Raw genomic sequence first — 15,454 nt, 5'->3', positions numbered from 1 at the left:
TTTTAGTGTACCTTCATTATCTACTTAATCATTAAAATTGAATATAATGATAATTTATATTTATATTTTCTGCTCTTTATATTTTTTTATTAAAACCTGTTGAACAACAATTAAATAATAATTGATAGCCTAAAAAATTAGTTATTACTGAGTTATTGATTAATGTATAAGCGAAACTAATTTAGTAAACTATGAAGATGCAATTAGCTAGTTTATTCACTATAATTAGTGTGAGTACCTGATTTAAACCAACCTAAAATTAACAACTTAATTATATTATTAATATTTTTATATATAGTGTTGCTCATTTATATTTGAATACTTAGACCTATAAAATTTGCTGGTGTGTTAGGAGTAAACTAGAGAAAAAAATAGCTTTTAATAGTTGTGAGAATGACAGCAATAGTTGTTAGCAAAATTACTCTATTTTCTTGAAAGGTAACTGCCAAAAAAAATTATAATGGCAGAAATTTAATTTTCTTGGCAGCTGGCATCTCTACTAATGAAGATGATGTATGGGGGACTAAAAGATAACGAATTGTAGAATTTAGAAAATGTTTGAATTACTCTGGTAATTGGTGAATCTATGTGGAAGTAAGTTTCTATAAAACAGTGGTTTGGCTTAATGGAAGAGGGAAAGATTTTTAAAACGTTGAATTATTCTTCCAGATAAGCAGACTATCTCAGTCGATGAGCTCTCTAAATGTAAAATTAAAAAGCATTTAAAAAATAGCGATTATCTTAGATCTCAGCTCAACTAAAAATTAGACTGATAGAATCAGAAAAGTAATAACTATTAAAGTTGACTCGTGACCACAGAATTTTGTCCAGGACGATAACAAGAGAAAGACTGTTTAATTTTTTAAAAAATAGAAAAAATAACTTGAATTGAATAAAACAGAAAATGTATTAAACAACTCTTAAAAAGAGATGAAATTAATAACTAATAGTCAATAATTATTTAGTTTTTTAAAAAAAAAGAGAAAGATAAAATAAACTCCAGGAAGAATAAATAAGCTTTAAAAGAAGAGCTCGCAATAAAAATGAACAAAAGTGAGTACGAGAATTGACCCATGTCCTAAAAACAAAGAAGTAAAAAAACTAAAAATTTTAGATAAAGAATCAGATAAAGCAGAATTTTTCAGCTTTATAGTGCCAGACTAAATGTAATAGGATGGGAATAGCATCAAATCAAACTCATGAAATTGTCGTAAGGGTATTCAAAGATAAATACAGTTTGGCTAAGGTTGTAAAATACAGTCTTTATCAAAAAAGTTACTTTTAAAAAGTATTAGTCAGGGCAATATACATTAAACTCTAATTGCTTAAATATAAGGATAAGAAATAATCTGTTTTTTTAAGCGTTTATTTAAAGCTGCTTATATGCAATGTTTCCATAAGTAAGAATGCAATCACAATAACTGGAGATTTAGTGACAACTCCATACAGGTTTTTATGCCATGGGTCCTAGACGAGAAGTGGTTAAATAAATTGGATAATCATCCTTTGTTAAGTTGTCAATATACTAGACCAGGACTTATAATTATAGATAAGACTAGCGGGGGGCCGCAACGGTTTCGACAGGTTGGCGAAAGCTCCTCCGTGATTCAGGTCGAGAGTGAGTCTCCTCTCGTAAATCCAAGGCTCAAACAAAAAAGTAACTGCGAATAAAATCGTCAAGTTTGAGCGAGCAGCAGTAGCTGCATAACTGAACTCTCAAAAGTTCCGCTCGCTTCTAGGGTGACTCCGTTAAGTTCTAGAAGCCTAACCCCAACGGATGCACTTTATAGCCATCTCTAGTTAGCTATTGGGTAAAGACTTTACTGGAGTATCCCACCATTCGGGATAAAGAATGGTTCCCGTTCTGCGGATTAAAAGAACTAAACCTGTGAATGAGCGGACAGTCAATACCCAGTCTGGACAGCAGTTCGACTCTGCTCGGCTCCATAAATAACATTAATTTTAAAAAAGCTCAGCTAACTTATGGTCATAGCTGGGTATTTTTGCTGGACAAAGCCACATTGGTTGATAACCTTAGGGTTATCAACCAATGTGGCTAATTGAATTATTAGGCTTTTCCCTCTTAAAAACTGTGGGGAATATGAAAAATTTTATTAAAGACGACTTTATAGGATATCAGTCACCCTTTTAATTGTAGTTTTTTAATTAAGTTATAAAAAGGTTGCCAATCATCTTTATAGGTAATCGCTTCCCAAACTGTTTCAATAGTTTCTTTTACTAAACTAATTTTTGGATTATGAACTTGCAAACAGTTTTCTACTGTTTCCATCATTTCTATAGGTAACTGATTTAGAATGCGATGATAAATTCTACGCCAACTTTGCCAATCAGCACGGGGCAGTGTTTTGTTTTCTAAAATAGTTAAACTGTCTTCACGCCATCGATAATTGAACTGTTGAGATAAAGTTTTAAAAAATCCAAAATAGCTTATTTGGGTTTCTTGTAAAACTTCTAATGTTTTTTCCACTAAATCTCGTCCCTCAGCAATCATTAAATTATCAAATCCTAATCTTCTTAGGATTAATTTTTGATAAAACTGATGGTAATAATCATCAAATTTTGCTAGAGTTTCTTCCAAGATAGATAGAGGAATGACCGTCATCAAAGGGAGATGCAACATCTCTAAATTTGAACGACAAATAAACGATTGATTCCCATAACTGTAGCGTCCGCCATCGTCAAAACAAGCAGCAACAAACTTTAGATTATAGGTAGGAATAAAAGCATAGGGACCGTAGTCAAAACTTTCTCCTGTAATTGACATATTATCTGTGTTTAATACTCCATGACAAAATCCTGCCGCCATCCACTGTGCTGCTAATTTAGCAACTCGTTTAACTAATTCTCTATAAAAGAGGGGGTAACGGTCTGAAGATTGACCAATTTCGGGATAGTAAACATCAATAACATGGTCTAATAGTTTCTGAATTAAATCGGGACGTTTCAGATAATACAACCGTTCAAAAGTACCAAAACGGATATGGGAGCGATTAACACGAATCATCACTGATGAACGAGCAGGGGAGGGTTCATCTCCACGCCATAGCTTCTCTCCAGTTTCAATTAAACTTAAACAACGTGATGTTTTTACTCCCAAAAAATGTAACGCTTCGGCAGCTAATACTTCTCTAATTCCCCCTTTCAAGGTTAATCTACCATCGCCACCACGAGAGTAAGGAGTTTGACCGGATCCTTTAGTTCCAAAATCATATAATTGATTGTCTGTCCCCTGTATTTGTCCGTAAAGAAAACCCCTTCCATCTCCTAAAAGAGGATTATACTGCCCAAATTGATAACCATGATAACGTAAGGCTAAAAAAGGACGAACTCCCTGGAATTTACCAAACGCTTCAATGAAATGATTATCGGATACAGTTTCAGAAGATAATCCGAACAAGGGTAATAACTCATTGTTGCGGAAACGAAGAATCTGTTGGGGAAATTCAGCAGCAGCAACTTTGTCATAATAATCACTACCCAGATTTTCGAGAATGGGTTCATAATTGAGATTGAAAAAGGGATTATCTGGGGTTTCTATCATATTAGCCAAAAAATTTTTAAATCCAAAATTCTTGATTGTAGAATGTAGAGTTGAACACCAGTTAACTTATACACCAGCATCAATTTAACTAAGTCCTAAGGTTTTGAGCAATCTATCAAAATCAAAATACTCAGTCATTAATTGTTCAATGCAATCTATTTTAATTTGTTCTTGAAGTCTAACAGTTCCAAAGGTGCTATCAACAATTTCTACTGTTTGTAAGGTATCAAGATTAACTGAAAGAATGGGGACTTCTAAATCCTCAGCCCGGTTGATGATTAAAGGTTGAGGGGTAATGTGTCCAGTTAAAATTAGACAACTGGTGGAGGTTTCCAAAGCAGCTAGTTGTAAGTCTGTGCGATCGCCCCCTGTAACCACAGCTTTATGTCGTCCTTGGCGAAAATATTCCAACGCCGAGTTAACATTCATCGCCCCGATAGTGAGACTTTCCACCATTAAATCTAAGCGATCACCACGACATAACACATCTGCTTCTAACTGGTGCGCAATTTCGCGAACACTAACGCTGTGGAGTAAACTACTCGACGGCAACATTCCTAAAATCTTAATTCCTTGGCTTTCGAGATAGGGTTTAATTAGGATTTGAGTGGATTCCAATTCGTCGGCAGGAATATGATTAATAATCACTCCTGTCAGATGATCGCCTAATTGCTGCTTAGCTTTGATAAGGCTATCAACCACTAAAGGTGAATGATAACGGGCAACTAACATGATCGACGCGTCGAGCGTATGAGCAACATCCATTACTGATAAGTCAAATAAACTTCCTTCCCATAGTGTTCCTGCTCCTTCGAGAATTACCACATCAGCTTCTATGTCACCATAGGACTGGCTTAACAATTGGGCATAGTCTTTAGTATCTGTCCCTTTGAGGCGTTTCTCAACAGTTTTTGTTTCCAGGAATAACAAAGGTGATCGCATTTGAGTTGACTTTAAGCCCAAGACATCAGTGATAAACTGCACATCAGCTTCCTTATCTAGAGTCGAGCCATCTTCCAAATAGGTTCCGACGGGTTTACCATAGGCCACAGAAAATCCCTTTTGCTTTAAATGATGAGCAAGTCCGATAATTGTTCCGGACTTGCCACTGCATGCTTCGATTGATCCAACTAGTAAATATTTTGTTGACAGTGCCACGAGGTTACTCCTTAAATATGTCATTCAACGGCAGTTTTTTAGGAAATGGTATAGATGTAGCATCTATCAAACATTGCATTTAACCTTTTTCTCCTCCACTTAACGCTCTGATATAGTTTTCACATTTGAAAGTTGCTGTAAAGGGATGATGAAGAAGATTTTTCTAGGTGCAGTAATCTGCCATAGAATACTCGATAAAAATCGGCAAACCGAACTTCTGTAGAAGTCTTAATCGGGTCAATGAGAAAGTTAATAAATTCTGAGTCAAGAATGATTATTTCATAGATAAAGTCCTTATTACCGATTAAATTGGATCTAACAACAGGCTAATGAAGAGAGAAACTTAAAAACAACTACGTTGCCACAAAAGGAATTCTGTCACTTCCCTCAATACGACATTTTCTTTCTAGATCACCTTGAGTATATAAAGAAAGCTGATGGCGGAGCATTTCATATCCATCTTTGAGATAGCAAAGTTCATAACTGACCACACTCCCTTCGGGGCAGGTTCAAGTTGATCTATAGCAGTCGTCATGAGATTAACAATTTTAAAGTGGTTCTATATTGAATATGGGATAGACAACCTCACTTGAATTGTACTATTTTCAATTTCCGACCTAGATTTGTTTAATCCCTCTTGTCGATTGTATCGCTCTGATGAGACATAAGAAACAGCCAAGCTGCAGTGTCACACAAAGATAAAAGATATTAATTTAAATAAAGTAAACTTAAATAACTTTATAGATGAGGACTTTGGTTGATATTTACTAATTGCGATGAATGAATATAGAGCATACTGTAAAACAAAGAGTAAGGAACAGTTCACTTTCTGATCCCCCGGTGTATCAGTCAAAAGAGTGATACATCGGGGGATCAGTCCCGTTTTGAGGATAGACTATTGAACCCAGTTTTTAGCCCGTTCTACTGCTCGTTGCCAAGGAATAAAGTTAGCTTGAACCTTAGAGGCATTGTCTCCAGGGTTAAAAACTCGATCAATTTTACGGGTAGCAATTAGGTTATCATAACTGTCCCAAAAACCAACGGTCAATCCAGCCCCAAAAGCGGCACCTTGGGCGGTGGCATCTAGTATTGCAGGACGTTCCACCGGAATTCCTAAAGCATCAGCTTGAAACTGCATTAAAAAATTGTTTTGGGAAGCACCTCCATCAACCTTGAGACGAGCTACTCCCATGTCTGACCCTTTATTGACAGCTTCGACTACTTCTTTCACTTGGTAAGCGATCGCTTCTAATACTGCTCTTACCATGTGTTCTCGCTGGGCTCCTCCAGTTATACCTAAAAATGCTCCCCTGGCTGACATATCCCAATGAGGCGCTCCTAATCCACTCAACGCAGGGACAAAGTAAACTCCATTAGTATCAGAAACCTGACGGGCCACAGCTTCAGTTTCGGCCGCGCTACCAATTAATTTTATGCCATCACGTAACCATTGAACTGCTGCTCCAGAGGTAAAGATGGCTCCTTCTAGGGCATAGTTAGCAGAGTTATTTGTTGTCCAAGCAACAGTAGAAAGGAGTTGATTTCTGGAGCGCATGACTTCTTTCCCAGCCTGCAAAATTAGGAAAGAGCCGGTTCCATAAGTGCATTTAAGTAATCCTTTACGGTCACAACCGTGGGCAAATAGGGAGGCCTGTTGATCACCAAAAATGGCGGTGATAGGAATTTCCGCCCCTAATATGTTAGCATCAGTTTTACCAAAAAAGCTCATACTTTCTTGAATTTTTGGCATGAGAGTTGGTGGAATGCTAAACAATTCTAATAAATCTGGGTCCCAAGTTAGGCTATCGATGTTCATTAACATAGTACGACAGGCATTACTATGATCGGTAGCGTGAACTTTACCCCCTGTTAGGTTCCATAGCATCCAAGTGTCAATAGTTCCAGCGATAACGTTCTCGAAGTTGACTAGGGGCTTGTTTTCTTTAACCCAATTGATCAACCAGGCAAGTTTAGTAGCGGAGAAGTAGGGATCGAGGATTAGACCAGTTTTTTGAGTAATTTTAGATGATATTCCCTGTTTGCGTAGTTCACAACATAGATCGGAAGTACGACGGTCTTGCCAGACAATGGCTTTATGTAGGGGTTTTCCCGTGGTCTTATTCCATAAGAGACAGGTTTCTCGTTGTACGGTTAAACCAATGGCTGCGATTGCAGTAATCTCTATTTGTTTTTTTTCCAGAACTTGATCAATAACGCTAAGGGTATCTTGCCAAATTTCTGTTGCATCGTGTTCTAACCAACCCGGATGAGGATAATGTTGGGTTAATTCTTTATATGCCTGAGCAGCAATCGTGCCTTCTTTATTAAAAATAATTGCACGGTTCCCCGTAGTTCCTAAGTCTATCGCCAGGATATATTTGTCGTGTTTTATTGTCATTGGCTATCATTAGTAATAGGTTGTCCAAAGCATTTCTTATTGAAAATTCTTTGGATCGTCATCGTGAATAATTTTGAGCTGCCAAGGCTTAAGACAATATCCATAGACTGTCTTATATATGATTAAGACCTTTTATCTATAATCAAATCAGCCAAAACCCTCACCATGAGACTGTTTGACAAGTAACTTAACCCCTTAAATTTGTTTTAAGGCCGAAAACCGAATTTAAGTTAATCACTTATATGGAGGTTCAGTACTACTGAGACTTTAAAACTAGTACTTCCTACTCTGATGAGAAAAGCACTTGGGAGTCTCGCCATGTTTCGACCCCAAATGCTTTTCTGCTTATTCTTCTCACACCACGATTCATCGAAATTGGTACCGAATCTAGGTATATTATACTGTTGTTATTTTCAATAGGCAAGAAAAATAGGACAGTTTTGTAACTGTCCTATTTTGGCTACTTCTGAAGTCCAAAACAAAAAAAAACGTCCTATGACGAGAGAACAGCCAAAATAATACATAATACAGTTATAGTTATTATTGCTGGTAGTAAATGTTTGTTTTGATTGAATATCGGTGTATTTAGGGATTAGCTCATTCCTTTTTCACTGGGGAAGTCAAATTAAGTGGAAGTTTTTTAAGTGGCAATGATATAAGTGTCTAAAGTATAGGCAAAAATAATAATTGAAATATTCAATATATCCTAATATTTTTTAGACTTTTTCTTGAAAAAATATTAACTACTGAAAGTTTAATTGATATTATTCCTACAGTTTTTCATAAAATGTGTTTTAAATACAATATTTATTTAGCTATTTACGATAAATCATATTTATATTTTATTCTTACGGTAGTTTCATAAGCTTTTATTTAATGCCAATAATCTATGATTGTTAAAAATTAACCTATTAAAATCTTTTTTTTATAAAAAAACAGTAATTTTAATGCTTTATTTTATTTTAAACTGACAGCATAAAATCTTAGATTATATTTAATAGGTAAAATCTTGACCCTATAAAAATCAAGTATTACTTATTGTAAGTGTAATAAACAAAAAAACTGAATGTTAGCTTGTATTTAATCTTGTTTTACAAGGATTAAATTAAATCAAATAAAATATTTTAAATATAGAAATATAAAAATATTTTCCATAAAAAATTACATAAAAATATCTATAAATAGATAAATTTAATAGATAAAAAATGAAGAAAAAATTAAAAATTTAAGCTAAAATTATAGATAGTAAATTTAAGTTTTTTTAATAAAAATATCATCTAAAATTATTATTTTTTAAATCAAAAAATAACTTTAAAAAATATATAAACAAGAAAAATTGGAGAAATAGGAAAAGAGCTAAAGACTTCGAGTAAAAAGATTTTGATCAAAATTTAAAAGGTGCGTATAAAGAGTAAGAAACTTTACAAAAATATTGTTAATCAGCTAATGTCACAAGTTGAAGTAGTAGGAGCAGATAAATTTTATCATAGCTCAATAAGAGCAAAAGCTAATATTTCAAGAAATATATTTAATCGAAAAAAAAGATTTAAATTTAAGCATACGTGTAAAACTTTGCAAACTCTCTCAAGAGTATTATTAACAGTAAAAATAATTTACAATTTTTTTATAAAAACTAAGTTTGGTTATTTAAATTATTTTAATTAACCAATAAGCGTAAAAAAAAATCTAGGTTAGAAACTATTACCCATTTTGATTAGGTAATTATTTAAGAAATACTAGAAGGTTTTAATCGCAAATTGAAATCAATCAAAAATTTCTTTATTTCAATTTTTATGAGTTAATTTTATCTAATTTTAGCAAAAAACTTTCGAATAAAATATAGTATTTGCAACTTTATTATTGCAGTAATTTTCTGGCTTTATTTACATATTTATCTACTAATTCTACAAGATTGTTCTGTTTTAATTTACTTGTTTAAAACACATAAATTAAATAATGATTTAATTCCTAACATTTCTATGATGTTTAGTTGTGTTCATTTTTCTTTGGGTCTGTAGAATTACTATGTTGTTTTTTTTCACCTTTTATGAAAATTCATAATTCTTATCTTTCTTAAAAGAAATACCTATAAACTGTTTTTAACATTATATTCTCTTGTAATTATACCCAATATAATTTCTTTTAAAAAACTTCTATTGTTTTGTATTTAAAAGTAAAAAAATGCTTTTGTCCTCAATTTATATGCAATTTTCATGTTGTAAGTTAGCTCTGATAATTCTTGGTTTTTAGGCAAACTAATATCCCAATTATTGTTAATTTATAATTACTTGTCTATTTTAGATTTATTTAAGCTTACTTATTTACTCTATTTTGATAGCAATGGTTAACTATCCTTCTTTAATTTAAAACATTTATTATATGTTGATAGCGAGTGACTAAATCATAAATAACTGTAATAAGTAACACCCAGACTAGATACGCGGAAATTACTAATTGCAAATTTGTCTGGAATAAGATTTACAATTTTGCGCTCTTAGCAATTGGTTAGACCATTATCAGTTCATTTACAGCTGTTTGCTAGAGTTGGAGCTCAATAAAGTTGACCTTTCTCCAATATTTTTAGGGAAGTCCCTCTATACACCCGTTATCATTGCCTTCATGATGACGGGGAAAACCCTAGATGAAAAACATCAATTTTTGTTCAGGAAAAATTGTTCAAACCCATAATTTAGCTATAGAGTTAGGGTTGCAACGCGTGGCGATTGAAAAAACAGAGTTAGCTGAGACTTTCAATATCAGGATAATTATCCTATATATTCTTTTATTTGCTAATTCAGCATCTGTACAGTTCAATTAAACTTATAGGATAAAACAATCTTCTCAAGTTTTTAAACTTTTACAGACTGATGTTCTAGTTTTTTAGATTAATCTCCCCCAAGAATCTATTCAAAGCTAAGGAAATACTAATTTTAAGGGTCTATCTTAATAAAATCAATAAAGTAGTAAACCTACTATTCCGGTCATTGCCAAAGAAGTTGGAAACAGTATTTCTGGGAAAATGCTACAGCGGTTGATTGAAGTGGAAGTCAGTACCATTTATATAGCGGATGATGACAATGCTTTTGCATACGGGGAATACTAGCTTATCTAAGGTCATTCTGTAGATTATAGTAGCTTTTAGAATTTTGTAAAAAATAGCTAGGTTTCTAACTTTTAAATCTACTTTTTTGAGCTTAATGAAAGGAAGGGCAAATCTTGAGTAGTTACCTCTAAAATTTTGCTCTTAAATTAAAAGAACTTTCTGCATTATTTTTTCCATAAAAAACAGCTTGCTTGAATTAGCCGGATTTCTTAAATCAATTTGTCTATTGGTTAGACTTGATAGTCTATCTTTTATAGTAGAAAATCACTAACTCAGGCATTTTCCCCAGTTTAAATCCTAGCAAAACGTCTACATTATTTTAGTAAGCAAAATTTTTTCTCAAGATTAGACCAAGTAAAGATAATATACAGATATCATATAGGTTAAGAGAGTGTCGTAGAAGAAATTACTAAATTATTATTTATAATTTAATCCCTAATACTTGAGTATAAGCACCCCTTGCTTGAGTTACCCCGATAGTCCTTTCCGACGCTTCAATCATAGGACGACGTAAACTAACTACGATGAATTGGGCTTGTTGCGCCTGTTTTTTAATCATTTTTGATAATCTTTCCACATTTGCCCCATCTAAAAACATATCTACTTCATCGAAAGCATAGAAAGGAGAAGGACGGTATTTTTGCAAAGAAAAAATAAAACTTAAAGCTGTTAAAGATTTTTCTCCTCCTGACATGGAACTTAACCTCTGGACTGGTTTTCCCTTAGGATGGGCAACTAGGTTTAACCCGCCTTCAAAGGGTTTATCTTCATTGTCTAATTGTAAATAGCCATCCCCATCAGAAAGAGTGGCAAAAATAGTTTTAAAGTTTTCATTAATTGCATCAAATGCTTCTTTAAAGGAACGATATCTTAAAGTAGTAAAATTCTCTATTCTCAATAATAATTCTGTTCTTTCTATCTCTATAATCGATAATTTTTCGGTTAATTCAGTTAATCTGCTATGAGTTTTTTCATATTCTTCCAAGGCCAACATATTGACTGGTTCCATTCCTTCAAGACGTTTTTTTTCACTACTAATTTCGTTTTGTATTTGTTCAATATGAGGTATAAAATCTGTGCTATCTAGTTTAATCTTGTTGAGCAAAGGAACTTCAGGTAAGGGCTCAGGAAGTTGAGCTTTTTGGGATTTTAACTGTTCTTTTAACCTTATTAAAGCTTCCTTTCGATCTTGTTGGATCATTTCTAGTTTTTCTAATTTCCACGTTTTTTGTTGCTGATTATTTTGCAAAGAATACAAAGTACTTTCGTAAAGATCGCGTTCTTTTTTAATTTCTCCTAATTTAAAATTAAGTTGTTTTAATGAACTTTCTAATTTTTGAATTTGATCCGTAATCTCATTTAATTGCTTAGTGAGTGTTTCCTGCTCATTAGCAATAGCTATTTTTTTACTTTTATCCCATTCTATTAGCTTCTTTTTTTCATTAATTTTCTCCCATATTTGTTGGGCTTTACCTTGACTGTCTTTAATTTTTTCTTCTCCTTTTCTGAGGTCTTTTTCTCGTTCATTTAACTGATTTTCTTGAGTTTTAATTAACAATTGAATTTTTTGCCATTCGCTATTTATTTGAGACTTTTCTAGCTCAGATAACTGTTGTTGTTTGGCGTTTAATTTACTTTCAAAAATAGTAATTTCTGCTTCTAAAATCACTAGTTTACTAACAATGACTTTTAATTCTTCTTTGTGGGTACCCAATTGTAAGTTTAACTTTCTTTTTTGATCGGTTAATTTTTTAATTTCTTTATCAAGTTGTTGGCATTTTAATTGTTGTTCTCTTTCATTATGTTTAGCTTCTGTTAAAGTTAAAGACAATTCTTTTACTTTAGTTACTTTATCTGTTATTTTACTTTTATTTATAGATAATAAATTATCTAAATTATTTATTCTATTTGTAATAAATTTTATTTCTTCCGATCCTTTTTTTAAAAGAGTTCCAAAGCAAATATTTGATTGTTTTGGTTTACTTCCCCCTGTCATTGCTCCACTGGTTTCGATAAGCTCTCCTTCTAGAGTAACAATACGTTGTTTTCCTATATGAGAACGAGCATCCTTGAGAGTTTCAAAGACAATTGTATTGCCAAAAACATATGAAAAAATCTTAGAATACTCGAGTTTACAAATTACTAAATTAACCGCAAAATCAATAAACCCTGAAGACTGACGTAATAAGGGATTATTTTGCACTTTTGAAGAACGAATTTTACTCATAGGTAAAAAGGTTGCTCGTCCTGCTTTAGCTTGTTTTAATAAATTAATTCCTGCTGCCGCAATGGTATCATCTTCCACCACCACATATCCTAATCTTGCTCCAGCAGAAATTTCTAGGGCTAGTTGATAGCGAGGGTTTACTTGTCCAAGTTGAGCAACTAACCCATAAACTCCAGGAAGATCGGAGGTTAATACTAATTGAGCAGCATAGGTTCCTTGAACTTCCTGTTGTGCCTGTTGAGATGCTTCAAGACGATCAAGTTGGCGTTGTTTTTCTCTATGTTCTTTGATGAGACGATCTTGAGTTTCTTGTAAAATGCTTTGAGCAGTTTCTGTCGCTGCTAACTGTTGAGCAATAGTTTGTATTTGTTCTATTGATGTTGTAATTTGGTTAGATAAAGTTTTTAGTTCTTGTTGTTGATTATTAAGTTCTTCTTCAGTTATTTGTAATTGTTGACTTTCATCTACAATTAGATTTTCTAATTGATGACGGCGTTCTGTTAGTCGTGCCTGTTGACTTTTTTGAGGGTTAAGGGTGTTTTGAAGAACAGAAATTTTGCGGCTGATAGACATTTGTTCTTGAATCCAAGCATCAGAAGTTTCTGCGATTGCGTTAGCTTGTTCTCGTCCCATTTCTAAGGTCTGATAAATGCGATCTCGTTTCTGTTTAAGAAAGGGGATAGTGTTGGTTTCGAGTTCTAAACTATCTTGAGTCAATTGAATGAATGTTTCTTCAAATTGGGTCAGCATAATTTGAGTTTGTTCAAGAGATTTTTGTTTCTCTTGAACCTGGGTCATTAGTTCCTTTTGTCGTTGTTGAAGTTGAATTTTCTGAGCTTTTTTAGTAGCTAATTTGGAAGCAACATTTAATTGTTCATCTTCCCCCAACGCTTTAACCTGACAGTTCAGCTGGTCGAGTTCATTACTAGTTTTTTTAATTTGTTGAGTAAGGTTAATTAGAGTTTCTTTGAGTTGACTAACTTCTTGTTCGCCTTTGCTAATTTGAGAAGTAAGACAAATCACTTTTTGTTGTAAAGAATACCAAAATAAAACAATCATCCATTGTTCTTTTTCGTGAACTTTAGTTTTCAATTTCTGATATTTTTCAGCTTTAATGCGATCTGCTGCTAATTTTTCTAGTGATCGCCTCAATTCCGTTTCAATAATGCGACAGCGTTCTTCTCTTTCCCTAACTTCTTCAAGAGTTTCTTTTGTTTTTTCTATTTTGCGATCAAATTCGGCTACCCCTGCTAACTCATCAATAATTTGTCGTCGTTCCTTAGAATTCATGGATATGATTCGAGTAACATCTCCTTGTAACACAACATTGTACCCTTCAGGATAGATCCGCAAACGGTTCAATTGTTCGTGAAGTTCACTAACATTACAGGGTTCTCCGTTAATATAGTAATTTGAAGAATAGTTCCCGCCTTTTTTCACCCGCAGCCGTCGAGTTACTGTCCATTCACTACTACTTAGCAGGCGTTTACTGTTAATCTGTTCGCACTCATTTAAGAGAGTATTTTCGTCCCCATTTCCATTATTATTAGCTACTGCAACTTGACTAATAAAAGAACTGTTTCGACTAAATTCTTGTAAATCTGAGAAATTAGAGACATCAAAGATGACGGAAACACTTGTTTCTTGAGTCTTGCCGTTATTAATATGATCATGGTTAACTAAGTCAGGCAGACGTTCAGCCCGCATTCCTTTCGAAGTGGCTAGTCCTAAACAAAATAGTAACGCATCGAGGATGTTTGACTTACCAGATCCATTAGGACCAGAAACTACGGTAAACCCTGTCATGAAAGGAATAGAAGTAGTCCCACCAAAAGATTTAAAATGAGAGAGTTCGATGTGCTTGATATGAACCATGGAACGCAGAGCATCAGCCTGATAGTTGTCAAGAGGCTAGTTTACCTTAGTCTAGCAAGTCTTAGCCCTTTTAGCGGTACAAAGGTTCCTTGGTTAAGGAATAGTGGATAGTAATAATAAAAACTTGTTTTGTAGGGTGGGTTAAGTATGGGATGAATTTCAATCTTCAATGTTAATATAATAGCTTTTATCCGCACTTAACTCATCAGTATAGATTCTTTTTAAGATCTATACTAACCTCTTCAATTTTGACTACAATCTTTTCATTTAGGCTTCTAGCTATTTTATTAGCTATTCAGATATTCTTGTTTATATAACTAGCAAAGCTTTTTTAAATTAGCTATAGTTTTTCAATTGTTTATTTAGATTTTTTAAAAAATAAAAAGTGTATAGATATTCCTCTACAGCCTAATATTAATACTTTTAGGCAAGACTAAATAGCTCAATATTATTGAATATTTCTTTTTTTTAAAACATTTTCTCATAAAGTTTAAGTACTTTTTCTAAAAAAAATCAATATTTAAAGTTACTATTTGTAGCTACAACTACAAATCTAGCTATACGCTTACGTAAGCCTAGATCGTGTACCGACTCATAAAGTAACAAAAGTTAGAAAAATTATGGAATTTATCAAGAATATAAGTTGTATCTTTATCTCTTTCTTCTCCTAATTTTAATCCTATTTAAAACTGTCAGTCAAAAAAATAAAATATTTATTACAATCTCAAGAATCCTCATATTCTATAAATTTCAATTTACAAGAAAGCAAAATATATTAACAATATATTGAGGTTAATTTTTTTTAAAAAAAACTCATATATTTAGAAAATTTGTTAGTTTTTAAATCTAAAATTTCTTTACTTGGCATCTCGTTAGTTAATAATTAACTATTAAGTATAACCGAGTTTATCTTAACCGGCTAGATAAGAATTATTTATCTTTACAGAGTTGAGGTTAATCATCTGAGTAATAAAATGAAGTAATGAACTACATTGCATACTAATTAGATTGTATCGCCAGTTTTGACTGTAATGTTTCCCCTACTTTGGAAAGTCTATTATAAAATAATTTTTACTTATTTGTTAATGGAAACATTCAACGTATTAATTTACGATAAACAATCTCTATTTA

The 15,454-nt window shown here is 32.9% G+C and carries 6 protein-coding genes and 1 other RNA gene; 2 read left to right on the top strand and 5 right to left on the bottom strand.

Features of this window, described 5'->3' with window-relative positions:
- Nucleotides 1-1,562: 1,562 nt before the first annotated feature.
- Nucleotides 1,563-1,950, top strand: a transfer-messenger RNA (tmRNA) gene (ssrA, locus tag P3F56_RS01370).
- Nucleotides 1,951-2,140: 190 nt separating this feature from the next.
- Here the strand turns inward: ssrA and P3F56_RS01365 are convergent.
- The 4 genes from P3F56_RS01365 to glpK all read right to left on the bottom strand — a co-directional run bounded on the left by P3F56_RS01365 (nt 2,141) and on the right by glpK (nt 7,118).
- Nucleotides 2,141-3,562: a protein adenylyltransferase SelO gene (locus tag P3F56_RS01365; protein WP_281152980.1), complete on the bottom strand. Its 1,422-nt coding sequence runs from the start codon at nt 3,560-3,562 to the stop codon at nt 2,141-2,143.
- 84 nt (nt 3,563-3,646) lie between these two features.
- Nucleotides 3,647-4,720, bottom strand: coding sequence for a phosphotransacetylase family protein (locus P3F56_RS01360; protein ID WP_281152979.1), 1,074 nt, complete (start codon nt 4,718-4,720; stop codon nt 3,647-3,649).
- A 119-nt stretch (nt 4,721-4,839) separates the two neighbouring features.
- The gene (gene ebsA, locus P3F56_RS10385) at nt 4,840-5,025 is read right to left on the bottom strand and encodes a type IV pilus biogenesis protein EbsA (protein ID WP_405054770.1); all 186 of its coding nucleotides are present in this window, start codon (nt 5,023-5,025) and stop codon (nt 4,840-4,842) included.
- A 590-nt stretch (nt 5,026-5,615) separates the two neighbouring features.
- The gene (glpK, locus tag P3F56_RS01355; RefSeq protein ID WP_281152978.1) at nt 5,616-7,118 is read right to left on the bottom strand and encodes a glycerol kinase GlpK; all 1,503 of its coding nucleotides are present in this window, start codon (nt 7,116-7,118) and stop codon (nt 5,616-5,618) included.
- 2,641 nt (nt 7,119-9,759) lie between these two features.
- On the opposite strand from glpK, the gene P3F56_RS01350 reads away from it, so the two are divergent.
- Nucleotides 9,760-9,936, top strand: a complete 177-nt coding sequence (locus tag P3F56_RS01350; protein ID WP_281152977.1) for a hypothetical protein — start codon at nt 9,760-9,762, stop codon at nt 9,934-9,936.
- A 706-nt stretch (nt 9,937-10,642) separates the two neighbouring features.
- Here P3F56_RS01350 and smc read toward each other — a convergent pair.
- Complete coding sequence (gene smc / locus P3F56_RS01345; protein ID WP_281152976.1) at nt 10,643-14,323, bottom strand: chromosome segregation protein SMC; 3,681 nt, start codon at nt 14,321-14,323, stop codon at nt 10,643-10,645.
- Between the last annotated feature and the right edge of the window lie 1,131 nt (nt 14,324-15,454).

Origin of the sequence: cyanobacterium endosymbiont of Epithemia clementina EcSB (genome assembly GCF_029919255.1) — a bacterium.
GTDB lineage: Bacteria > Cyanobacteriota > Cyanobacteriia > Cyanobacteriales > Microcystaceae > Rippkaea.
This window is presented reverse-complemented; position numbering and strand designations above follow the sequence as displayed.